The sequence below is a fragment of the Vibrio sp. 10N.222.54.A3 genome (assembly GCF_041474095.1).
Taxonomy (GTDB): domain Bacteria; phylum Pseudomonadota; class Gammaproteobacteria; order Enterobacterales; family Vibrionaceae; genus Vibrio; species Vibrio crassostreae_C.
In genome coordinates, this window is the sequence record NZ_JBFRTN010000149.1 from 1 (window position 1) to 22,073 (window position 22,073).

General features: G+C 44.3%; 17 protein-coding genes and 1 pseudogene. 10 read left to right on the plus strand and 8 right to left on the minus strand.

Going from position 1 to position 22,073, the window contains the following annotated elements; all coding sequences use genetic code 11:
- Positions 1-110 precede the first annotated feature (110 nt).
- From AB4507_RS21970 to AB4507_RS21995, 6 genes are all read left to right on the plus strand, one after another.
- Positions 111-1,187 (plus strand): polyamine ABC transporter substrate-binding protein, encoded by a 1,077-nt coding sequence (locus AB4507_RS21970; protein ID WP_017066922.1) that lies wholly within the window; start codon positions 111-113, stop codon positions 1,185-1,187.
- A 72-nt stretch (positions 1,188-1,259) separates the two neighbouring features.
- Entirely contained in the window at positions 1,260-2,225 is a 966-nt protein-coding gene (locus AB4507_RS21975; protein WP_108110655.1) for an ornithine cyclodeaminase family protein, read from the plus strand.
- A gap of 77 nt (positions 2,226-2,302) precedes the next feature.
- A complete protein-coding gene (locus AB4507_RS21980) occupies positions 2,303-3,217 on the plus strand; it encodes a dihydrodipicolinate synthase family protein (protein ID WP_016769026.1) in 915 nt (304 codons plus the stop codon).
- A gap of 123 nt (positions 3,218-3,340) precedes the next feature.
- Positions 3,341-4,462, plus strand: coding sequence for an ABC transporter ATP-binding protein (locus AB4507_RS21985; RefSeq protein ID WP_016769025.1), 1,122 nt, complete (start codon positions 3,341-3,343; stop codon positions 4,460-4,462).
- Complete coding sequence (locus AB4507_RS21990) at positions 4,459-5,739, plus strand: ABC transporter permease (RefSeq protein ID WP_372183378.1); 1,281 nt, start codon at positions 4,459-4,461, stop codon at positions 5,737-5,739. The genes AB4507_RS21985 and AB4507_RS21990 overlap by 4 nt, the downstream gene beginning before the upstream one ends.
- 4 nt (positions 5,740-5,743) lie before the next feature.
- Positions 5,744-6,592, plus strand: a complete 849-nt coding sequence (locus tag AB4507_RS21995) for an ABC transporter permease (RefSeq protein ID WP_016769023.1) — start codon at positions 5,744-5,746, stop codon at positions 6,590-6,592.
- A gap of 559 nt (positions 6,593-7,151) precedes the next feature.
- On the opposite strand, the gene AB4507_RS22000 is transcribed toward AB4507_RS21995, so the two are convergent.
- The 3 genes from AB4507_RS22000 to AB4507_RS22010 all read right to left on the minus strand — a co-directional run bounded on the left by AB4507_RS22000 (position 7,152) and on the right by AB4507_RS22010 (position 11,156).
- Positions 7,152-9,056 carry a bifunctional UDP-sugar hydrolase/5'-nucleotidase gene (locus tag AB4507_RS22000; protein ID WP_372183380.1) on the minus strand — a complete coding sequence of 635 codons (1,905 nt, stop codon included), beginning with the start codon at positions 9,054-9,056 and terminating at the stop codon, positions 7,152-7,154.
- A gap of 301 nt (positions 9,057-9,357) precedes the next feature.
- Complete coding sequence (locus AB4507_RS22005) at positions 9,358-10,347, minus strand: zinc-dependent alcohol dehydrogenase family protein (RefSeq protein ID WP_017059992.1); 990 nt, start codon at positions 10,345-10,347, stop codon at positions 9,358-9,360.
- A 20-nt stretch (positions 10,348-10,367) separates the two neighbouring features.
- On the minus strand, positions 10,368-11,156 hold the full coding sequence (locus AB4507_RS22010; protein ID WP_102394066.1) for a phytanoyl-CoA dioxygenase family protein: 789 nt from the start codon (positions 11,154-11,156) through the stop codon (positions 10,368-10,370).
- 305 nt (positions 11,157-11,461) lie between these two features.
- Between AB4507_RS22010 and AB4507_RS22015 the strand changes: the two genes are divergently transcribed.
- Positions 11,462-12,670, plus strand: a complete 1,209-nt coding sequence (locus AB4507_RS22015) for a GGDEF domain-containing protein (protein WP_102394067.1) — start codon at positions 11,462-11,464, stop codon at positions 12,668-12,670.
- Here AB4507_RS22015 and AB4507_RS22020 read toward each other — a convergent pair.
- Positions 12,639-13,520, minus strand: coding sequence for a DMT family transporter (locus AB4507_RS22020; protein WP_102394068.1), 882 nt, complete (start codon positions 13,518-13,520; stop codon positions 12,639-12,641). The genes AB4507_RS22015 and AB4507_RS22020 overlap by 32 nt on opposite strands.
- Before the next feature lie 191 nt (positions 13,521-13,711).
- A complete protein-coding gene (locus AB4507_RS22025) occupies positions 13,712-15,043 on the minus strand; it encodes an MFS transporter (protein WP_372183382.1) in 1,332 nt (443 codons plus the stop codon).
- Positions 15,044-15,360: 317 nt separating this feature from the next.
- Between AB4507_RS22025 and kduD the strand changes: the two genes are divergently transcribed.
- Both kduD and AB4507_RS22035 read left to right on the plus strand, forming a co-directional pair.
- Positions 15,361-16,122, plus strand: coding sequence for a 2-dehydro-3-deoxy-D-gluconate 5-dehydrogenase KduD (kduD, locus tag AB4507_RS22030; RefSeq protein ID WP_017067926.1), 762 nt, complete (start codon positions 15,361-15,363; stop codon positions 16,120-16,122).
- A gap of 53 nt (positions 16,123-16,175) precedes the next feature.
- Entirely contained in the window at positions 16,176-16,814 is a 639-nt protein-coding gene (locus AB4507_RS22035) for an RpiB/LacA/LacB family sugar-phosphate isomerase (protein WP_017067927.1), read from the plus strand.
- A 122-nt stretch (positions 16,815-16,936) separates the two neighbouring features.
- Here the strand turns inward: AB4507_RS22035 and AB4507_RS22040 are convergent, their stop codons facing one another.
- Together AB4507_RS22040 and AB4507_RS22045 are read right to left on the minus strand one after the other, a co-directional pair.
- Positions 16,937-19,546, minus strand: coding sequence for a response regulator (locus AB4507_RS22040; protein ID WP_372183384.1), 2,610 nt, complete (start codon positions 19,544-19,546; stop codon positions 16,937-16,939).
- Complete coding sequence (locus tag AB4507_RS22045) at positions 19,539-20,768, minus strand: acyl-homoserine-lactone synthase (RefSeq protein ID WP_372102756.1); 1,230 nt, start codon at positions 20,766-20,768, stop codon at positions 19,539-19,541. Before AB4507_RS22045 ends, AB4507_RS22040 begins: the two co-directional genes overlap by 8 nt.
- Before the next feature lie 668 nt (positions 20,769-21,436).
- On the opposite strand from AB4507_RS22045, the gene AB4507_RS22050 reads away from it, so the two are divergent.
- The gene (locus AB4507_RS22050) at positions 21,437-21,829 is read left to right on the plus strand and encodes a cystatin domain-containing protein (protein WP_017064277.1); all 393 of its coding nucleotides are present in this window, start codon (positions 21,437-21,439) and stop codon (positions 21,827-21,829) included.
- 85 nt (positions 21,830-21,914) lie between these two features.
- On the opposite strand, the pseudogene AB4507_RS22055 reads toward AB4507_RS22050, so the two are convergent.
- Positions 21,915-22,073 (minus strand): annotated as a pseudogene (locus tag AB4507_RS22055) (IS4 family transposase); the annotation flags it as partial.

The window sequence follows — 22,073 nt, forward strand, 5'->3', positions numbered from 1 at the left end:
CATGTACATTATGTTAATAAAAAGTTAAGTAATAACGATGCCTAACAGCGGTATCCAGGCGTCTGAAAACTCGGGATATTCCCGATAAGACAAAAAAGGAGCACAACATCATGTCAAGAAAGACATCCACCTCACTTGCACTTTTGGTATCTGGAATGCTGTTAGGAGCAACAGGTGCGGCATTTGCAGAACAACTCACCATCGTTTCTTGGGGCGGGGCATTTACTAAAAGCCAGGTAGAGGCCTACCACAAGCCATTTATTGAAGAGACAGGCGTTAAACTGATATCTGAGGATTTTAGTGGGGGCCTTGCGGAAATTAAAGCGCAAGTTGAAGCGAATAAAGTGCGTTGGGATTTAGTTTCTCTCGATAAACCAGACATCGTGCGGGGTTGTGCTGAAGGGTTATTAGAAACGGTTGACCCCGCTATTCTACCTGCGGGGTCAGACGGTACGCCTGCAGATAAAGATTTTATTAGTGGAGCCATTCATGAGTGTGCGGTTAACACGATAGTGGTTTCTACCGTCCTCACTATTAACGAAGACGCCTTTAGTGGTAAGGCGACACCAAGCAAGCTGGTTGACTTGTTTGATCTCGCTAACTACCCCGGCCGCAGGGCACTACAAAAAATGCCTCAAGGCAACCTTGAGTGGGCACTGATAGCAGATGGTGTAGAACCACAAAATGTATATGAAACGCTTGAAACTTCGGAAGGACGTGCCAGAGCGTTTGCTAAGTTGGATACCATTAAATCAGATGTAATTTGGTGGACGACAGGTGCACAACCGCCACAAATGCTGGCAGACAAAGAGGTAGTAATGGCCTCAGCATTCAATGGTCGTATTCACAGCGCAACCACAGAAGAAGGTCAACCGTTCAAAATTATTTGGGATTATCAATTGGGGTATATGAATGGCTGGGCGATCCCTAAAGGCAGCCCAAATACGAAGCTTGCGCTTGAGTTTATTAAATTCTCTTCAGGTACAAAGCCATTAGCCGATCAAGCCAAATATGTCGCTTATGGTCCTACGCGTAAATCTTCCTCTCAGTTGATTGACTCAGAAATATTGGCCAGCTTGCCAACTGCGCCTGCTAACTTCACGAATGCATTTTTAATAAATGACGAGTGGTGGTCTGACTACGCCGACGAATTGAATGAAGAGTTCAATACGTGGCTGCTTAACTAGGCGTTATTGGTAGAGATCAATGAATACGTGGAGTGGGTTAGCGCGCACTCCACATCAAAAGCGGGAGGAAGAATGGTTTACTTAGAGGCTGAACAAGTTGTTGAAAGTTTATCGATGTCGGGTTTGATCCGCTCGATGCGTGAAACCTATCAAGAACAAGCAACGATTCCTCAGCGAAATGTCATGCCACTTGAAGAAGGAAAATATGATGCGTTTGCCCTACTGCCTGCATGGAACGATAGCTTAGTTACAGTGAAAGCATTTACTTATTTTCCAAACAATTCACTTGAAGGTAAAGACAGCCTTTCCTCTAAAATATTGGCGTTCAACCGAACTGATGGTGAACCGCTGGCATTATTAGATGGAAAGGGACTGACTTATTGGCGAACAGCGTCGGCGTCGGCTCTTGCTGCGGATTACTTAGCTCGTGAAGATGCAGCAACCCTAATCATATGTGGTACGGGCAATCTAGCACCTTACATTGCTTGGGCATATGCGGCGGTGCGACCTTTAAAAAAAGTATTGGTGTGGGGCAGAGATAAACAAAAGGCCGTTCAAGCGGTTGATAGAATTCAATCGGGCAATGAGTATCGGGCAATGCCTATTGGGACTCGTTATACGGTGAATGTCATTGATTCGGTTGATGCGCATTTAGCCGAAGCAGATATGATTTCATGTGTGACAGGATCAAAAAAACCACTGTTCGACGGGCACCAACTTAAGCAGGGAATGCACGTCGACCTTATTGGTAATCATGACCAAGACAAGCGCGAATGTGACAGTGAAACCGTGGCTCGTGCGTCTGTTTATGTTGATAGCAGAATCAATGTATTAGCAGAAGCCGGAGATCTTTTAATTCCAATTAATGAAGGTATTTTCTCAGAGCGAGAAATCAAAGCGGAATTGGCGGACTTATGTTCTAGTCGTCAATTCGGCCGAACATCAGAGCAAGAAATTACATTGTATAAGTCAGTAGGCAGCGCACTGGCTGACCTCGCTGGAGTGAAATTCGTTCTTCAGCAGAAACACATCATTTAACGGGGTTTTCCCTAACACTATGGAAACATTCAGCGTGTTTTCTTTAATTGCATAAAATATACAAATGGAAGGTAATAATGAAAGTAGATTGGAAAGGTGTCTACCCAGCGGTCAGCACTCAATTTCGTAAAGACCAAAGTATTGACTTGGATGCGACGCAAACCGTTATCGATAATCAGATTAAAGATGGCGTTAACGGCATTATTTGTCTTGGTACGGTCGGTGAGAATTGCGCGTTGTATCCAGAAGAGAAGCGCCAGGTGTTAACCGCAGCACAAGAAGTCGTCGCAGGTCGCGTCCCTCTTATTGCGGGTACCGCTGAAACGATCACTACGGCGGCTGCACAGTATATGCAAGATGCACTTAAGATCGGTATCGACGGCTGTATGGTTATGCCTGCTATGGTTTATCGCACCTCTGACAGTGAGACTGTGGATTACTACAAAACATTGGCGCAATCAACACCAGAGATGCCAATTATGATTTACAACAACCCAGTTTCATACGGCGTTGACGTTAATCTAGATCTCATGGAACAGCTTGCTGAGTGTAAGAGTATTGTCGCGGTTAAAGAGTCGACCACTGATACACGTCGTATTACGGAGCTCTACAACCGTTTCGATGACCGCTTTACTGTATTCAGTGGAGTTGATGATATTGCCTTAGAGTCACTGATGTTAGGTGCGACGGGTTGGATTTCTGGTTTAACCAATGCGTTTCCTGCTGAATCAGTGGCGATTTACAAACTAGCGAGTCAAGGTCGATATGCTGAAGCGTTAGACATTTACCGTTGGTTCCTGCCACTGCTTCGTCTAGATACTATTCCAACGTTAGTTCAGTGCATTAAATTAGCCGAGCAGGTGTGTGGTCGAGGCTCTGAACAAGTACGAGCCCCACGTCAGCTGCTTAAAGGAAATGAACGTGCAGAGGTTATTTCGCTTGTTGAACAGGCGATTGCTACTCGACCAGATTTGAGCAAGTACAACCTGTAAAGATACATATGTATGGCGGGCACAGTGCGCCCGCCTTAATCCAGTTAAGTAAACGGCTTATTATGATGTTAAGTCTGTTACTTATCTGGATTAAACCTACGATTCGATAGAGAGGGACGATCAATGACATTGCAAAAGGAATACGTCAGCTTCCAACATGTGCAGAAGACTTATGATGGTGAAACGCTAGTAGTGAAGGACTTTAATCTTGCCATTGAGCCGGGAGAGTTTGTCACAATGCTTGGTCCATCTGGGTCGGGGAAAACCACTTGTTTAATGATGCTGGCAGGATTTGAGACCGCAACCGGGGGAGAAATCTACATTGATGGCACTCCTGTCAACAATTTAGCACCACACAAACGTGATATTGGCATGGTGTTTCAAAACTACGCCTTATTTCCGCATATGACGATTGCTGAAAATCTCGCCTTTCCTCTTAAAGTAAGAAAACTGCCGGAAGAGCAGGTCAAAAATAAAGTGGCTGATGCGTTGAATATGGTCGAACTCAACCATGTGGCGAATCGCTATCCTAAGCAGCTATCTGGCGGTCAACAGCAGCGTGTAGCATTGGCTCGCGCTTTAGTATTTGAACCTAAGCTGGTCTTAATGGACGAACCTCTAGGTGCATTGGATAAGCAGCTTCGTGAACAAATGCAAATGGAAATAAAACACCTGCATGAAAAGCTTGGGATTACCATTTTGTACGTCACCCATGATCAAGATGAAGCACTAACGATGTCAGATAGGATTGCCGTATTTAACAATGGATCCGTTCAACAATTGGCCTCGCCGACAGAATTGTATGAGTCTCCGAGTAACGCCTTTGTCGCGCAGTTTATTGGCGAAAACAACCAAATTAAAGGTGTGGTTGAGCTGCTCGAAAATGAGAGTTGTACGGTACAAGTTGGAAGCAAAAGTGTCCTGGCCACACCTGTTGCGGTTAATCAGCGCAATCAAGCGACTTTGCTGTCTATCCGGCCTGAAAAGATTTCAATATCTCCAAAGCGAGATCAATGTAACAACATCGTTACCGGTACCTTGAAAGAACTTATCTACCATGGTGATCACCATAGGTTAGTTATTGATGTAGCTGAAATAGGCGAGTTAATCGTTAAAGTGACTAACTCACGTCGCCACGAAACCCGCTTTACTCCCGGGTCAGACTATACTGTCGGTTGGCATAGCGTAGATTGTCATGCTCTCGATTGTGACTCGATTACTCAACCACTAGGAGCGGTGGCATGAGTAGAGAATTAGATAGTTTGGAATCGGTAACGTCGTTAAAGCGCCAATTGACAAAGCCGCCAGTGACATTGAAAGCACAGTTGCAACGAGCTGAGCGTAAGAAGCAAACCCGTTCAGTATTGTTAATTATACCGCTCGTTGCATTTATCTGTGTGACCTTTGCCTTTCCATTGGTCGAAATGCTTTATCGTAGCGTGGATAACCAAAGCGTGCCGAAAGCGTTTCCTGAGACCGTTGATTATATAAAACAGTGGGATTATCAAGGTTTGCCACCGCTTGAGATTCAGCAGACATTTATGGCTGAGCTGAAACGGGCTCATCAAGACAAATTATTGCCAAAGTTAGCGAGTAGGTTAAATATTGAAGTATCGGGAATGCGTAGCTTATTGATGAAAACGGGCCGAAAACTCAATAAAGATAATGTCTTCCCTACTTCTCTAGAAGAGATAAGCAAGCTCGATAAACGCTGGGCCAAGCCGCAATATTGGTCAGCGATTAAGACGTTAAGCTCCTCTTATACACTAAGCTATTATCTGGCTGCATTAGATATGCGTTATGATGAGTCTGGCTCGATAACCATGCAGCCAGAAACGCGTCAGGTCTATGTTGATTTGTTTATCAAAACCTTCGGCATGTCGCTGGTGATTACTCTCATTTGCTTGGTGATGGCTTACCCAGTTTCTTACCTTTTGGCTAATTTGCCAGACAAAAAAGCGAACCTGCTACTCATCGTTGTACTTTTACCATTCTGGACTTCATTGCTGGTACGTACTACGTCTTGGATAGTGTTATTACAGAATCAAGGGGTGTTGAATGACCTGTTGATTTGGTCTGGTTTGAGCGATGAACGCGTAGCGATGATCCACAACACCTTTGGTACCATTGTCGCGATGGTACATATTCTGCTGCCATTTATGATTTTACCTTTATACAGCGTTATGAAAGGCATAAGCCCAAGCTACTTTCGAGCAGCACGCTCTCTAGGTGCAACTCCTGCTACCGCCTTTATTCGAGTCTACATGCCGCTTACCGTACCTGGTGTTGGCGCAGGTGCATTGTTGACTTTTATTCTTTCGATTGGCTTCTACATCACACCCGCCTTAGTGGGGGGAAGAAGTGGACAGATGATTTCCAACATGATTGCCTACCATATGCAAACGTCGCTTAACTGGGGAATGGCTGCGGCGCTTGGTTGCTTGTTACTCGGAGTAGTCACTCTGTTGTTTTACGTGTTTAACCGTATTGTCGGCATCAACAATATTAAGGTTGGAGGATAACGAAATGTCTTTACCGAGTTACTGCAATAAACGTGAGCATGTCGCGTATTATGGCTACATTGGATTTTGCACGTTAGTGTTTCTGTTTTTAATTGCACCCATTTTGATCATCGTTCCTCTTTCTTTTAATGCAACACCTTACTTCACTTTCACACAAGGAATGCTGAACCTTGACCCCGAGGCGTATTCAATGCGCTGGTATGTTGAGATGATAGAGAATCATCAATGGATGATGGCGCTTAAAAATAGTACCTTGATTGCGCTAAGTGCCACCGTAGTCGCGACAACGTTAGGAACGTTAGCCGCCATTGGTTTAGCGGCGAATAATGTGCCGTTTCGCAGTGCGATCATGGCCTTTTTGATTTCGCCGATGATTGTTCCAGTGATAATCTCTGCAGCTGCAATGTATTTCTTTTACACCCGATTGGATTTGTCTCAGACCTTTATAGGAATTGTGCTCGCGCATGCAGCATTGGGTACACCGTTTGTGGTCATCACCGTGACGGCGACGTTGAGTGGTTTCGACCACAGTTTGGTACGCGCGGCATACAGCCTTGGTGCCAATCCTATCTATACCTTCAGACGTGTAACGTTCCCACTTATCCGTCCTGGAATGATCTCTGGCGGATTGTTCGCGTTTGGAACGTCATTTGATGAGGTGGTGGTGGCGTTATTTATCACCGGAGTTGAGCAACGTACTGTTCCTCGTCAAATGTGGTCGGGTATCCGAGAACAGATTAGCCCCACTATTTTGGCCGTGGCAAGCTTACTTATCTTGATGTCGGTTGCGCTTTTACTGACTTTAGAGGTGTTACGCCGCCGCAATGCGAAAATCCGTGGCATCAGTGAATAGTTGATTCAATATAAGAACCTATGAATGTACAAATTGATGGGCAAGTTCTAGGATTCAATTGTCTACAATGCTGCCGTTGAAAGCTTTTTCGAGCATATCGAAATGTTCTACAACGTAAATCGAAGGCATGGTTCCAATAATCAACTGTCGTCTGTAGAGTATGAAGAGCAATATAAAAGAAGGCTCACTAGCGTCTGTGATGTGGTGGCTATTCAATTTGTATAAATGAATAGCCACCACTAAATCTCGAGTGTTGAACAAGCCGGAAGCTATTTTTTAAGTAAATTGTTTATGCTAGTTTGGCAAGCACCGATCTGCACCAGGTAAGCAGCACACTTTGCTAAGTGACTTAGACTCTACATACTTGTAGTTATTCATTACCTCCTAATTTAGTAGAGCCGCTAGCAAGGTTTTGTCCAATTATGAGTTGGCCTTTGCAGATCATTCATCCAATATTAACCGTTTTACTCAGTACAGATGTGGTGTTGGAAAATGGGAACAAAAACGACCTAACCACGCTCTAAGCGTCGTTAAGTCGTTATTGGTTTGAGGTCAGGGATTAATTGAGCGCTTCAATCAGAGTGATTTCGCGTTTGATCTGCTTACTCTCTTGCTCAGTTGCTTGCGCCAGTTTCTTTTCGCGTGTGGTTATGGCAGCTTGTTTCGCTTCGTCAGATTTGAACATCAGTTCTTTTACGTTGATAGAAGCGATGTTTGTGTAGCGGCCATCGTCACTGGTCGGGATTGATATGGTTTCATCATTAATCAAAGACTTTACGATCTCTCGCTGTTCATTGTAGCGGCTCTCTAAACCAGAAAGAGCCCATCGCTGCTGAGTTTTACCTTCATACTGACCGTTCTTTTCTTCTTTAAGATACCTGATTGTCATATTACGGATCGTGCCTGCTTCTTCTCCATACTCTGCTTCCGTATCAAAGAGTACAGGGAATGATTCACCTTCTAGCACGCCGCCTTTCTTGGTTAGATGACCCATTCGATAGCTATTCATACCAATACGGATTTCTGTTTGATCAGTAACCGGTGTGCCATCAGCAAACGCGAGGTTGGTGATGCGTGTACCTGCAGGCTGAGTAAGGTCGATGGTATAAGTCACGCCCGCGAAGAAGTCATTGGTCGAGTATTTTGATGCTCTGCGTTCAGGGTTAAAGCTGTAGGTCACATCACCGGGTTGGACTGAGTTGAAGTAGCCCACAGACCATTCCATGTAGGTTCTTAACTCTTTGCCTGTCATGTGGTAGACAGTGATTTCGCCACCCGCGTATTGGTAGTTGTACGCGATGTCTTTGGCTTTGATTAGGCCAACATCGAGCTCTGCATTGTCGTTGTCTATTTGAAGTGCGATGACATTGGCTTTGGGTGCATAGAAGAAGCTCGCTTCTTGGTATAGCGCACTGATGCCTGTGTCTTGAACATGGACTTGAGGGATACCGCGGATTTCGTTTTCTGGGACTAAATCAACGCCGGTAAGTTGAGCGACAGGTCTGTTCGCCATTTCTCGGAGTTGTTTGTGGTAAGGCTGGTATAACTCGTCCATATTCTCATCAGAGTCGATACCTTTAATTTTATAGGTGAAGCTGTCTTTGTTGACGAGAGTGAATGTGCCATCGCGCTCTTCAAATTGAAGATCGATACGAGATAGGGCGCGGCCATATCTGTCGGGTTCAGTAATAATAACGCCATTTACAACGGCTTTATCGATGCGAGTGTGCATGTGGCCAGCGACGATGGCATCAAGCTCTGGGTTTGCATTGGCAATGTCGGTGACACCGGTGTCGGCAATGTCATTCTCGTTCTCAATTCCCATATGGGCAACCAATATGATGGCATCCACTTTATCATCAATCTCTTTGACGATTTTCTTCACTTCCAAGGTTGGATTAGTGAAAGTGACGCCTTCTAAACGGTTGGTACCTTGCGCAAAGACCTCCGTCATTGGGGTATCCATTCCGATCACGCCGATCTTAATGCTACCGCGTTCTAGGATGGTGTAACCAGGCAGGAATGGGTTTCCGTTTTTGTTCTTGATGTTGCCACCGAGAGACTGCCCTTTAAATTGGGTAACGGCCCTGTTGAGGGTTTTGAGGCCAAAGTCGAATTCGTGGTTACCTAAAACCCACACATCGTATTTCATGTGATTAAAGCCAAGCATCATTGGATCAACGGGCTCGTCTTTGAAGGTTTCTACGAAGTTGCCTTGGATGGTATCGCCAGCGTCGACAAGGATAATGTTAGATTGCTCTTTGCGGATCTCACCAACTTTGGTCGCGATTTGGCTCAAGCTACCACGAGTGTTGAGTTTATCTGCCGCGTAATCCCACGCCATAAAATGACCGTGGATATCTGAAGTACCCAGTATCGTGACATCGTGTATATCGCCATCAGCTGCAAAGGTGGGAAAGGCTAGAGAGAGTAGGATGGCGCTTGATAGTATGTGTCTTTTCATAAGTATGTTCACATCGTGGTTTTAAGTATGACGCTACCATATAGAATCGAGGTTATCTTATGGGTGATCAGTATCATATTTCTAATGATATAACTAATTGATGTTTCAAATAAATGTGATTCATGACCATCTCGTAACCACTTAAGTTATGGAGAAATGCACCACAACTCTTCGCTATCTTTTCAATCTTCGATTTCTTTAATCAAACTTCCTAAGCGATGGTGTATTAACAAGCACGCTTGTAAGCTGTTGAACGTCTTGCCTGTTGAAATAAACAAGGTATATATCGTCCAACTCTCACTTACTGTGGCAGTAAGATGATCTTGCCCTCTAGGCGTGTGGTTTTCGATTCAATGAGATCAATCGCGGTTTGCACTTCATCGAATGGTAGATAGCGGTCAACGTCGAGCTGAATGTCGTTTGTGATGAAGTGATCTAGCATGGTCGTGAACTTATCACGGCGAACATCTTTACCTTCTGCTTCCTCCCAATAACGCAAGAAGAAGGTGCTGAAATCGATGTGTTGGTTTTTCGCGTACTCAAAGAAGCGTGGCTCGTAAAAATCCAACGACAGCGTCCCATAGTTGATAAAGCGCCCGTTGTTGCCAAGGGTGTGAACAAGATCGGTTCCGGGTGAGCCGCCAATCGCATCAAAGGCAACGGTTGGCATAGGCAAGCCTAATGCCTTAATTTGAGAAACTAGATCAGCGTTCGCATCTATCACCCAACAGGAAGTGGCAGGGTATTGTGTCTGCTGTGATGTAACGACAATGATGTTGAAGCCGAGTGATGCTGATAACTGGGAGAAGATCTTACCGATGGCTGAACTGCCCGCGTTGATGATCAACACATCCTCTTGGGTCAGCTTGGCTATTTCTGTCGTTAGCACCCATGCGGTTAGCGCATTAATGTACAACTGACAGGCGTAGCCATTGTCTAAATGTTGAGGAATTTGGAACAGATCATCTGGTGATACATCGACATAGTTCTGCCATGTTCCACTGGTTGCCACAAGCACTCGTTGATTCACTATAAACTCAGCACTGCTGGATTCTACAATCCTTCCTACCGCTTCAAATCCCGGTACTCTCGGCGGCTGATGGCTATGTTTGTATTGGCCCACACCATAAATCGACAACAGATCACTAGGGTTGATGTTAGTCGCTTCAATTTGTACGCGAACTTTATCTTTGTCTAGTACCCCTAAAGCGACATGTTCTAACTTGAGAGATTCTTTTGGCTGACCGAAACGGAACTGGCTAATTCGGGTATTTTGCTTAGTGTCAGTCATAGTTTGGGCACCTTTATGGATTATGAGTACTGCATCGATTTTAAGTGTAGCGTGTTCATAAATAATCTTGGGTCGGAAATGTTGCTCAACATGGCTGGTGTTGGCAGACAATCGTCATCAACGTAGTCGACATAGTCTGCCGCCGAATCAAAGATCAAAATATCCAAAGCCAAACGATCCAAGCCATATCGGCCTCGGTGGATCATGTCCGCTGAAAACACCAATAAGTCACCGGCGGCTAATGGTATCTGCTTACCACCAGAGATGTCATCGCTGCTCACTTTGCCGTTTTCTTCTTGGCGAACATTGTACTCTTCTTCGTTGTCCCAACGCTTGTGTGTGCCAGGGATAAGTTCCATACCTGGCTCATCAAAAATGGGCACTCGCAGATGCAATACCTGGGTTTCCATGATGACTTTCATTTGGTCATCAACGTCGTAATCGTATTGACAGTCACGATGCCAGAAGTCTTTTTGTTGCGGATTTACTGGGTTGAAGAACAGCTGTGTATTCATGAATGCCGGTTTGTTCGGAATCACCGCATCAACCACGTCCATCACTTGTTTCGAGCTGATGAAGTCGAAAAGCACGCTTCTATCGTCGGCAGGCAAATGCTCGCTTCCCGTAATTAAAGACGAGTTAAATGCTTCTTCTTTATAGAATTCTTCGTTGTCTGCTTTCCATGATTCATGGAATTTCAGCACGACTTTTCTAAGCGATGTAATTTGAGCTTCATCGAAATAATTTCTGATAACAAAGTAACCATGTTCGTCGTAACGGTCACTTAATTGTTGGCTGTTTTCTACCACTGATTACCTTCGTTCATTCTTTTCTGTGTAATAACCACAGATTTCTTGGGCGCATAATGCCAGACAGTCGTCATTCAACCAAGTAACGTGTGCAGAAGCTTGTAGATTCCGTGATGCTATGAAGCCATATGGGGGACGACTTTTACATGTCTATCCATGTCATGGACTCATGCGATACAGATCTCCCCATATGTGACACATCCCCTATTTTACAAAGTGTAATGATTCATATAGTGAATAAATTTATTGTTTAGATAATTATTGACCATATTGTGATTTAATTGGCTTAGGGAAGAGAGTAAATCATGGATGGTTTTTCGCTGGATATGAGAACACTTAATTTTATTATTATTTTGTTCTCTTTCATTTACTGCATTGGCTTGTTGCTGTTCCAATTTACCCAACAGTCCATTAAAGGGCTTTCAATTTTTTCCATTTCAATATTTGTTATCGGAAGTGGGCCGTTGATGTTGAGCCTAAGAGGGGAACTCCCTGATTGGATCACTGTTATTGGCGCTAACATGGTCATTGCGCTTGGCTTTCATCTCGCTTTGTATAGCTTATGCTTATTCCGAGAATACTCACTAAAATGCACCTACCTCAGCACTCTGATGATGCTGGCTCTTTTGCCATGTTTTATTTATTTCACGTACTACGAACCTTCCATCAAGGCTCGAATTATCCTCATTAGTTTCTATTTGGCCTTTGTGACTATTTGCACTGCCTTTGCGGTATTGAAGGGTCAACGTGATGACTTGACCTTAGCAACTCGGATGATGGCCTTGTCATTTTTGATATATGGCGGGTTTATGGCTTTCCGAGTAATGGTGACGCTATTTTCAGCTGAGCTACAGGATTTCATGGCGGCTGCACTCATTCATCAGCTTGCCTTTTTGGTGAGTATTGTTCTTATCGTATCGATGAGCTTTACAATGCTTTGGTTGATCAATGCAAGGTTGCTTAGGTCTATTCATGACCTGTCTTACAGTGACCCTTTAACGGCACTTGGAAATCGCAGAGCATTAGATGAAATGGTTCCAGTCATCATGAAGCAGGCGGGGACTGCACCTGTCAGTGCCATTATGATGGATATTGATAATTTTAAGTCGATCAATGACCAACACGGACACATTGTGGGTGATCTCGTGATCAAGTCTTTTGCTGAAATGGTTCAAAGTGCGATAAAAACATCGCCAACAGCCAGCGCGTTCCGTTTTGGCGGAGACGAGATAATGATTTTATTGCCCAATGTTAATTTCCTACAAGCACAGGCTATTGCTTGTAAGCTGCGATTGTCTATTTCAGAGATCTCAGCAGTGCAAGGAAATGAGATGTTTCTGACGTCGAGTTTTGGTGTTGCTCAGCTTCACCCGCATGAGAGTTGGAATGGGTTTATTAGCCGAGCCGACAAAGCGTTATATCAAGCGAAAACAAACGGTCGCAATATGACTTCAATTTGTCCTAGTCATATTAACGAGATCGTCACTGCCACATCACCAATACCGCTGCAATAGAGAGTAAGATGAGTGCAAGAATGTCTTTGCGTGCGATGCTTTGTCCTAACCAGAAGTAGGATATCAACACCATGAAGATCACTTCGACTTGCCCAAGCGTCTTTACGTACGGAACGGCTTGAAGTGACATTGCGCTAAACCAACCCAGAGAACCGATAACACTCGCTAGGCTTGTCATTACGACCAGTTTCGACTTCTTGAATATCAGGCGCAGCGTGTCGCGTTCTCTGAAAAAGAGATACGTACAGATAATCACTGTCTGAAGGGAAATGACGAGGAACAGCACCCATGCGGCGCTATGAGGGAAGGGCAACCCTATGCTCAAACTTGCTTCCCGTACCCAAAGAGATGTTAAAGCAAAGGAGGTGCTACACGCCATACCTAATAAGAACACTTTTGGGGACAAGCTTCGCCAGCCAGAAGCGCTACTCATGATTAGCACGCCTAAAGTACCAATAAGTACGCCGACCCAACCTGTTAGTGTCAAAGCAGTACCAAAAAACAATACGGATAGCACCGCAGACACGGGGGCTTCACACTTGGCTAATCCTGCGCCTATCGCATAGTTTTCTAGCTTGAACAGCATCACCATTAAGCCGGTCGCGAGGATCTGCATGATGGCGGCAGCAACAATATAGAAAACAAACTCACCCGAAAAATCCGGTGCGGAGACTGGCTGCCATTGATAGAGGGTGTAGAGGTAAATAAGGGCGATTGGGCCAGCCCAAATAAAACGCGCCAACGTCACGCCAGCCACGCTCATGGTGCCACTTAATTTACTTTGAAAGGCATTGCGCCAAGATTGGCTAAAGGCAGCAAGGAGAGTAAAGGCTATCCAACTAAAAGACATGACGCGTCCATGTGTTATGTAATTTGCTGATTATATTAACAAATAAAACCAATATAAGAAGCGACTTGTTCTTTTAATAAGCAATAGTCAGTTGCGTGAATCGCTCGGTTTTGAAGAATATTCGGTCTTTAAAACTTGCGCTGTAAACCTTAACGGCTTCATTTACTTGTCACTCGACATCAATCGATTGTTTAGAAAATCGCTTCTTTTCTGTTCTTGAAGTAGAACAGCGCGCTGATCAAAACGAACAGTAAGGTGAAGTAATAGAAAAAAGAAGACAGTGAGGCCAAGAAGGCAAGGTTCTGTTCTATTTCTTGTTCGGTGTAGCCCTGAGACACCAACTTATAGTAGTAAGCGTACAAGATACCGATCAGACCGTATCCGAGGTTAAACGTCAAACCTTTGAAACTAAGAACGGTGGCTCTGTTGTGTGATTCGGTTTTTTTATTCAGGTGGTAGCTGATGAAAATGTTCATCGTCATGATGATAAAGATTAATACTAGTGCCGGAATGACTCCGTAAATCGACCAACCTAAACTGATCCAGTAATAAGTCGCCATGCTTGCCAATCCCATAACCACAATGAAGGTTTTAGCCTCCATACTCTCTGCTAATCTTCGGCTTTGTCCTGCCAATATAATCTTAAGCAAGCTGATACCCGCACCAATAAAACCAAAGTAGATAATTGGAATATCAATGGCCAGATAGTATTGGCTGTTCATGGTTAGGAACATGCGTGAGGTGTGTTCGAATAGGCTGTAGTAGAGCAAGATGAACAGCACGTAAGGCGTAGCGAATACCCATTTACCTGCATCGATCGTCAATTTAAGACTTGAGATGGTGGTTGCCAATTTGGTTTGGTCGCTTGGCATCAGCTTTTTCTCTTCGCGCATATTAATCGCGGCATAGATAGCGATCATCGCTACAAATAGGGTGGCGAACACAGGAATACGCATCAGATCTTTGGTGCTTTCTGGTTCGGCTAGTCCAAGGAAATGAAAGATGTTCGTCATAAAATTCACGTCGTACATCGCCGCACCAATTAGTGTGACAAAGATACCGACCGTTGAGGCGACACGAAGCTGGATTTGCAGCACTCGCGGCCACAACTCTTCATTACCTTGTTCCTTTAAAGTGTCGTAAGCCAATGCCTCGTCGGCGCCGCTGGCCAGTGCCATCGCTAAGCCACTGAGAATCCGGTTAATTAGAAAGACCATGAATACCAAGTCGGGGTTTCCGGTTGGTACTAGCGCTATCATCGCGATCTCAACAAACATCACAATCGAAGACAGCACCACCAGTTTCTTGCGGCCTAAGGTATCGGCGAATGCACCCGACGGTACTTCAGCAAGCACAATGGTGGCCGCCCAAACTACATTGAGCATCGCGAATTGAGACAGGGTTAACCCGTAATCTAAATAAAGTAGTGTGAATATAGGGTAGTAAAAACGCGCAAAGTAGCTGCTTCTAAACATCAAGAAGTAGCGGACATTGGGAATTTTAAGGATCTCTTTGAGCGTCATGATAATTTCAGTAATTTAGATAACACATTATTATGTATAACCCTTTTACTCTTTTAAATCATGGAATTGTTGCCAAATTCCTAAAATATCTGGTTTGGGTGATCTTCGAACTCATTGTTCATAGTGGGTTATAGGTTTCTCGTCTTCAAATCACTTTCCCCTATTCATTTAGTTTGTGGTGCCGTTTCACTTGTTCGACTGATTTTGGTGCAAGATCGAACTTCTACAACGTCGCTCTCGTATTTACATCTTATTGTATGATTTAATTATTGGTAATAACGATACGCAATGAATCCAATGTAATTGAGGAAGCGAGCATGATCTTAGAGTCATTCAGTCTGGAAGGTAAAGTAGCGATAGTGACGGGCTGTAACACGGGGCTTGGGCAAGGTATTGCATTAGGCCTAGCGGAAGCCGGTTGTAAGGTTGTCGGTGTTAACCGAACAGAGCCTGAAGAGACTATTGAGAAAATGAGTGCAGCAGGTCATTCGTTCCTAAACGTGAGTGCTGATCTTCTCGAGCAAGCGTGCATTCCAGGGGTTATAGAGCGCACTTTGGCTGAGTTTGGCCAAGTCGACATTCTCGTGAACAATGCAGGAATTATTCGCCGCCAAGATGCTATTGAGTTCTCAGAGCAAGATTGGGATGACGTAATGAACGTGAACACCAAGACGGTGTTCTTTATGTCTCAGGCTGTTGCAAAGCAATTTAAGGCTCAAGGTACTGGCGGAAAGATCATTAACATTGCATCGATGCTCTCATTCCAAGGTGGCATTCGAGTTCCTTCCTATACGGCTTCAAAAAGTGCTGTGATGGGCGTGACACGTGCGATGGCGAACGAATGGGCGCGCGATAATATCAACGTGAATGCGATAGCCCCCGGTTATATGGAAACGAACAATACTCAAGCTCTGCGTGAAGATGCTGAGCGTAATCAAGCGATTCTTGAGCGTATTCCGGCTGAACGTTGGGGTAAACCGCAAGATATCGCAGGTCCTTGTGTGTTCTTAGCATCATCAGCATCGGATTACATTAATGGCTATACCATTGCTGTTGACGGTGGTTGGTTAGCACGCTAATTAGTTTTTTATTCTAAATTTTGAGTTTGCAGCAATCTTGCAGGAGAAGATAAATGAAAATCGCTTTAATGATGGAAAACAGTCAAGCAGGCAAAAATGCTATGGTATCAGCTGAACTAGAGTCAGTTGCTGGTGGTTTTGGTCACGATGTCTTCAACCTAGGAATGACAGACGAGAACGATCACCACTTAACGTATATTCATCTAGGTATTATGGCGAGCATTCTGATCAACTCAAAGGCTGTGGACTTTGTTGTGACAGGATGTGGCACTGGCCAAGGTGCTTTGATGTCACTGAACCTGCATCCGGGGGTGGTTTGTGGTTACTGCCTAGAGCCATCAGATGCTTTCTTGTTTAACCAAATTAACAACGGTAATGCTCTCGCTCTCGCTTTTGCTAAAGGCTTTGGCTGGGCAGGTGAACTCAACATTCGTTATATCTTTGAAAAAGCGTTCACAGGCGAGCGTGGTAATGGGTATCCACTAGAGCGTGCAGAACCACAGCAACGTAATGCAGCAATTTTGAATGAAGTGAAAGCGGCGGTGGTAAAAGATAACTTTATTGATTCTCTGAGAGCCATCGACCAAGATCTAGTGAAAACAGCGGTTGGCAGCGAACGTTTCCAACAATGCTTCTTTGAGCATTGCCAAAACCAAGAAATCGCTGATTATGTTCGTTCACTTTTAGATTAATTAGAGCGTTTAGTTCTGATAGAGCCAGCCTTGTTCGGCTGGCTTTTTGATGAATAATTAAAGCAATGTAATGAGACAAACAGTAATCAACTGGCTAAATTGCGATTCGTGTTTTCCTGCATCTACTCTTCATCTTCGGTTTCTTTGGAAGCATTTGAGGCACAGCCTTTCTCTAGCCAGTTATCGAGCACGCGTTGCAGTGCCTTCAAAGAGGTTGGCTTCTCTAGGCGACCATCCATCAGTTTGCTGATCATATCTAACTCGTGTTGTCCTGATTCGCCAGATAAAGCAATGATTGGCGTTTGAGGAGAGCGTGCCTTGATAATTTGGCTGGCGTCAAAACCATTCATTATCGGCATTTGTACGTCCATTAAGATCAAATCGACCTTGTGTGTTTTGAACAGCTCGACGGCATTCTCGCCGTTTTTAGCTTGTAAGCTATTTACGCCAAGTCGACTCAGGTACATCTGAACAAGCGTGCGTTGCACTTCTTTGTCATCGACGATAAGCACGGTTGGAGCCAAATGGTTCTCTGGGGTTAGCGTACTTGTTGGTTCTGAACTTTGCGTTTCTGCTTGGTTATCTGGCTTAGCTTCAGCGTTGGTTTTGTTTTCAGTTGCGGTTTGATTACCTTTCCAATCATCGAAGTAAGGCGTACGAAGTGCGTCTGCTTTGGGGGCATTGGGTACTACCGGGAAGTACAGGTGGAACTCAGTAAACTCCCCAAGTTTAGAGTGGCACTCAACTCGGCCGCCAAATGAACGCATCACACGTTGGCAATAGCCAAGCCCTAGGCCGCTACCACCGCTTTTTTGGTAAGAGAAGAAGTCATCAAAGATCTTATGTGCAATGGCTTCGTCAATGCCAGGGCCGGTATCTCGGAATATCAGAACGTTCTCGTAAGGCCCTGTGTTGGTGCTGATCTCAATTTGGCTTTCTGGATAAGAATCAAAGTAATAGATTGCATTACGTATCAGGTTGAAAATAACGAAATTGAATAAGGTTTCATTGAGCTTTGCTACAAAATCAGCGTGTTGTGGTAAACGAATGCGTTCAATGATCTTTTCATTCTCAAAACCATAGTGGCTTACGGCTTGATCTACGGCTTTGTGGATAGAGGTCATGGCCACAGGGCCGTGTTCAGGCGTACTGTCACTGACTTCGCGCAGGATGATATCAATCAGTTGTCGCCCGCGTTGAATCGCCGCTTGGCCATTCTCAATATCCTTTAGGATTTGTTTAGCTGGGGCTTGGTTATCAATGTGCTGTTTTAACACCTCAAAATGCAGCTGCACTTGAGCCAGCGGGTTACGCATTTCGTGTGCGATAGAATTAGCAAGCGCGCGACTTTGGCGAATGCGTCTATCGGCTTCAATGGTGCTTTGTACACGAGTTAACAAGGTTTGCAGTGCAGAGATCTCTTCGTTAGAGAACATCTTATCGTTGCTCTTATGTGATGAGACCAATAAGTGCGTGACCGATTTCCCCTGACCAAATAAAGGCATCACCAAAGCGGTATCGTTGGAGCTCATCTTGTCATACAGGGCTTTGATTGAGCGCTTGGCTGGTGCGGTGTAATCAAGCTCCTGAGACAACTCATCGAACACTAAAACGGACTTGTTGGTAGACAGGTAATCTTCGTAGAAGGTTTCGTTGTAGTTGCTGTTCACCAGACGCAACTTGTCTTCGGGAATCTGCAATAGGCTACCTAATCGACGCATTGCATCATCAATCGACAGCTTGAAATCGTCTTCTAGTGAGAGGATCTGTTGTACTGGCGTTTTCTTGTTTCCGTAGACAAAGAACGAGGCGTAGTGGCTTACGCGCTTGTAGAGAACATGCCACGTGATGCCGATAATCGCGCAGATTGGGATAGCAATAAGCCATTGACTGTCGTCTGTCAGCGGGATAAATATCGCGCCAAAAGGGATCACCAAAATAGCACAAACCAACATCGCATTTAGGCTCATGTACGCCAGGTATTTCACGCTGTAGAAGCGCGAGGTCAGCAGGGCATAGCCAACGAACAACATTTCACTTATCGACAAAGCTGGTGGCAGCCAAGTGAGCGAGAAATCACGCAAGAAGTAGGTCATGCCTAGGTGGATCGTCGCAGTAGACAGCATGAAGACTAAAATGCCGGCGATCATATAGTTGGTTTTGGCTAAAGTTAGCTTGCTGCTGTTGGCGCGCATGGCCACCAGGTTGAGTAGTGTTAGCACTACAAAGCTAATCATCCCAATAAAGAAGTACGGCGTATGCGGGCCAAACTCAATCACGAACTGGCTTGGGCCTGCAATGGTGACGTGTTCAACGGTTAACCCCGGACTTAAATTGATAAAGAAGGAGTAGACGGTCAGGGTGACGAAAATGGCTTGCTGCCACACATGAACCTTACCATTACGTTGTTCAGCGGCGAGTTTGCACGAGAAGTAATAGGCAAAGGCAAACGCAAAGAACGAGGCGAGGTTGGCAAACTTTGCGGCGAACACGGCGGCCGAGGCCCCAAGTTCCGGTAATAAGTCGGTATGGAAATAAGCGTTACTGCTGATCCACGCAACAATGCAGATCGAATACGCGATGTAAGGGGCATGGTGTGTCCCTGCGATCACTTCGTTCTTCTGTTTCAGGCGATAGCAGTAATAGAACAACCACATGACAACCACAGCCACGGTTGCAAGCAGTGTGATTGCTTTTGCATAGATGATCGCCTCTAGGCCGAAATCAAACATGTTCATCCTTTTTCACCGAGCTAGTTTTTCCTGCCGAGCGCGACTTTTCTAATGACTTTCTGCTTTCTCGCACTGCGCGTTTGTAGCTTCGAAAATCGACATTATTGAACGCTTTTACCATCATCTCAAAATTCCAGAATCCACGATAAATTGTCGTGCCATCGTCATTTAATTCGCAATATCCAGAATGGAAGTATGCATTGGAATCAATGGTTTGATAAAACTGAAGCATGAAAGGTTGCTCGATAATAGTGAAGCCAATCTTATAGCCTATTTGGTGTAACACACTCATCAGCTCTTTTTGAGAAAGGTAGAGGAAATAGAGCTTTTGTTGGGTATTGCCACTTACTGTCAGACGTAACACCTCACACAGGGCATATTTGTCGGACAATTGTAACTGGAATTGTTGGTCAAATTCTGGGAGAGAGTAACATTTTGACAGTGTAGGCGGTGTGAAAAGTTGTAACCCTGCGAGTTCATCGTAGCCGTAATTGGGTAAACAGTATTGCCATTGCTCATTGCTGAACGGCGGTGCGTAACTTAGCCAAGTGTCATTCTTAGACCAGTCTTGAATCAGCGCAGAGGAAACCAGTGTTGGAAAGGCTTCATCGACTGGATGCTTGAGCAGAATAAAATGCTTACCTGCCTGAGAAAGGTGTAATAAAGGCAGCATCTCAAACCATTTCTCGCCCTTGATGAACACCTCGAGATTGCTTAAAGCAATGGCATCGCTGATTGACATTCCTTGTGGGTGACTCGGTGTTTGTACCAAAAGTGGCTCATGTTCTATCTGTTCGATGATCGCACCGTAATAAGCACTGTCATTGATAGGGAGGTCGACATGAGAAATGGAGCTTGGATTTAATGGAGATTTTGCTTTGATCGCAGCAATTTCACACTCACACCAGAAATCTAGCCAATGCATATAGCACTGCCCTACAGCCTGCTCTAGAAGAGCAATCTCTGCAGATAGTGTATTTGGATAGCGCAGAATCAGATCGCGGTAGTCCATCACCTCAAACAATACAGAGTAGCTTTTGTTTTGATGCTCTGGGAAAAGCAATTCTAATTGGCTTCTACGATATTCAGTCACGCTTTGAAAAAGCTCAGTGCGCTCATGTGGCTGATAAGTGCTGATGACGAGCTCTATCAGCGCTCGCTGTTTTATTTCGATAGACAGACTGCTAGCCAACAGTGAGCCTAAAGACGACGTTAATTTCATGTTTAACCTAGCCTAGGTTTATATAATTATTTTTATTTGATCTGCACTATCTATAGGACACTGATTTTAGGTATGTGTTTGAAGTTACGTTACTTTGAGAGAGCCAATCGTAACTTTACTTGTGTCCATGGTGTGAGAAGTAAGTTGCATAATCGGGCGAGATTTTACTACTTGCACTCACCCTCAACAATAAAGATTTTCCATATTTGAATGAATTCAAAGATGAACAAAATACATTATTATCAACAACTTGTAGGGTTGGATCACAGTTTTAAAATCAGACATGATTAAGTCGAGCATAAACTTTTGGATTTATAAAATAATTTCAAATATCTATTTTTTGAACCAATATCATAATCCACATCAAGATGAGCTCATCTTATTAATCGTGATAGGAATGTTTTTGGTGTGAAGTATGTAATTATCTGATTAATTATGTCTGTATTATTACTCGCTTATTCTCTCGCTACTCATTTTAATGATTTAAATATCAGGTGGATAAAAGCAGAGCTCCAGTGCTCGTCTTGTTTTCCTGACAATCTCCTGTGTTTATAGAGTAGTTACACCATAATCTCTGATGAAGTGATGACATTCGAGGTTTAAGCTTGCCTGCATATGAAACATTATTGCGAGTAATCCCTCGTAAATGATTGAGGTAGAGAGAATTTATGAAGAACGTACGATTAACATCATTACTTGGAACAGCAACCTTGTTTAGTGTCGTGGCGTTAGCTGGGTGTAGTCAGAAATCAGAGGTACCAACTCAACCGCAAGAGAATGCGAACCCCATCTGCAGCACTAAAAACCTGACGGGTGGTTGGTCGAAAAGTGAGATAACACCAGAAGCCAAGCAAGCTTTAAACGCAGTTCTTAGCCAAATGAACACTTCAGCTGAGCTCAAGCAGATCTTGAGTGTTCGAACTCAGGTTGTCGCGGGTTTGAATTACGCTATTGAGTTTGAAATGGATAATGGTGAAGTGTGGAACACCATCGTTTACCGTTCTCTACAAGGTGACATCGAAATGACGCAACCTGCACAGAAAGGTCTTCTGTGCTCATAATCTAGATGCGTCTGTATCTTGTGAGATAGGCTTATAGCAAATAAAAATGGCTCCGTATTGGGCTGTCTCTTGATCACAAGTCTGGTTAATCAAGAGACTTGGCGAGTTCATACCCTTCAAGGATGGTTTGTAACCTAAACCATCCTTGCCATAACGTCTTTATAGAAGCGCGACCTGTTCGCTTGGTATTCTTCCAACCACCTAACCGAGCAATACCGTTGTAAACCCATGATATATTAGGCGC

What these genes read in the sequence shown, in the direction of transcription:
- AB4507_RS22005 (WP_017059992.1), bottom strand. Translation starts at nt 10,347, where the DNA reads ATGACTGACACTAAGCAAAATACCCGAATTAGCCAGTTCCGTTTCGGT.
- AB4507_RS21980 (WP_016769026.1), top strand. Translation starts at nt 2,303, where the DNA reads ATGAAAGTAGATTGGAAAGGTGTCTACCCAGCGGTCAGCACTCAATTT.
- AB4507_RS21990 (WP_372183378.1), top strand. Translation starts at nt 4,459, where the DNA reads ATGAGTAGAGAATTAGATAGTTTGGAATCGGTAACGTCGTTAAAGCGC.
- AB4507_RS22020 (WP_102394068.1), bottom strand. Translation starts at nt 13,520, where the DNA reads ATGTCTTTTAGTTGGATAGCCTTTACTCTCCTTGCTGCCTTTAGCCAA.
- AB4507_RS21975 (WP_108110655.1), top strand. Translation starts at nt 1,260, where the DNA reads ATGGTTTACTTAGAGGCTGAACAAGTTGTTGAAAGTTTATCGATGTCG.
- AB4507_RS22000 (WP_372183380.1), bottom strand. Translation starts at nt 9,056, where the DNA reads ATGAAAAGACACATACTATCAAGCGCCATCCTACTCTCTCTAGCCTTT.
- AB4507_RS22050 (WP_017064277.1), top strand. Translation starts at nt 21,437, where the DNA reads ATGAAGAACGTACGATTAACATCATTACTTGGAACAGCAACCTTGTTT.
- AB4507_RS22045 (WP_372102756.1), bottom strand. Translation starts at nt 20,768, where the DNA reads ATGAAATTAACGTCGTCTTTAGGCTCACTGTTGGCTAGCAGTCTGTCT.
- AB4507_RS22015 (WP_102394067.1), top strand. Translation starts at nt 11,462, where the DNA reads ATGGATGGTTTTTCGCTGGATATGAGAACACTTAATTTTATTATTATT.
- AB4507_RS21970 (WP_017066922.1), top strand. Translation starts at nt 111, where the DNA reads ATGTCAAGAAAGACATCCACCTCACTTGCACTTTTGGTATCTGGAATG.
- AB4507_RS21995 (WP_016769023.1), top strand. Translation starts at nt 5,744, where the DNA reads ATGTCTTTACCGAGTTACTGCAATAAACGTGAGCATGTCGCGTATTAT.
- kduD (WP_017067926.1), top strand. Translation starts at nt 15,361, where the DNA reads ATGATCTTAGAGTCATTCAGTCTGGAAGGTAAAGTAGCGATAGTGACG.
- AB4507_RS22040 (WP_372183384.1), bottom strand. Translation starts at nt 19,546, where the DNA reads ATGTTTGATTTCGGCCTAGAGGCGATCATCTATGCAAAAGCAATCACA.
- AB4507_RS22035 (WP_017067927.1), top strand. Translation starts at nt 16,176, where the DNA reads ATGAAAATCGCTTTAATGATGGAAAACAGTCAAGCAGGCAAAAATGCT.
- AB4507_RS22025 (WP_372183382.1), bottom strand. Translation starts at nt 15,043, where the DNA reads ATGACGCTCAAAGAGATCCTTAAAATTCCCAATGTCCGCTACTTCTTG.
- AB4507_RS21985 (WP_016769025.1), top strand. Translation starts at nt 3,341, where the DNA reads ATGACATTGCAAAAGGAATACGTCAGCTTCCAACATGTGCAGAAGACT.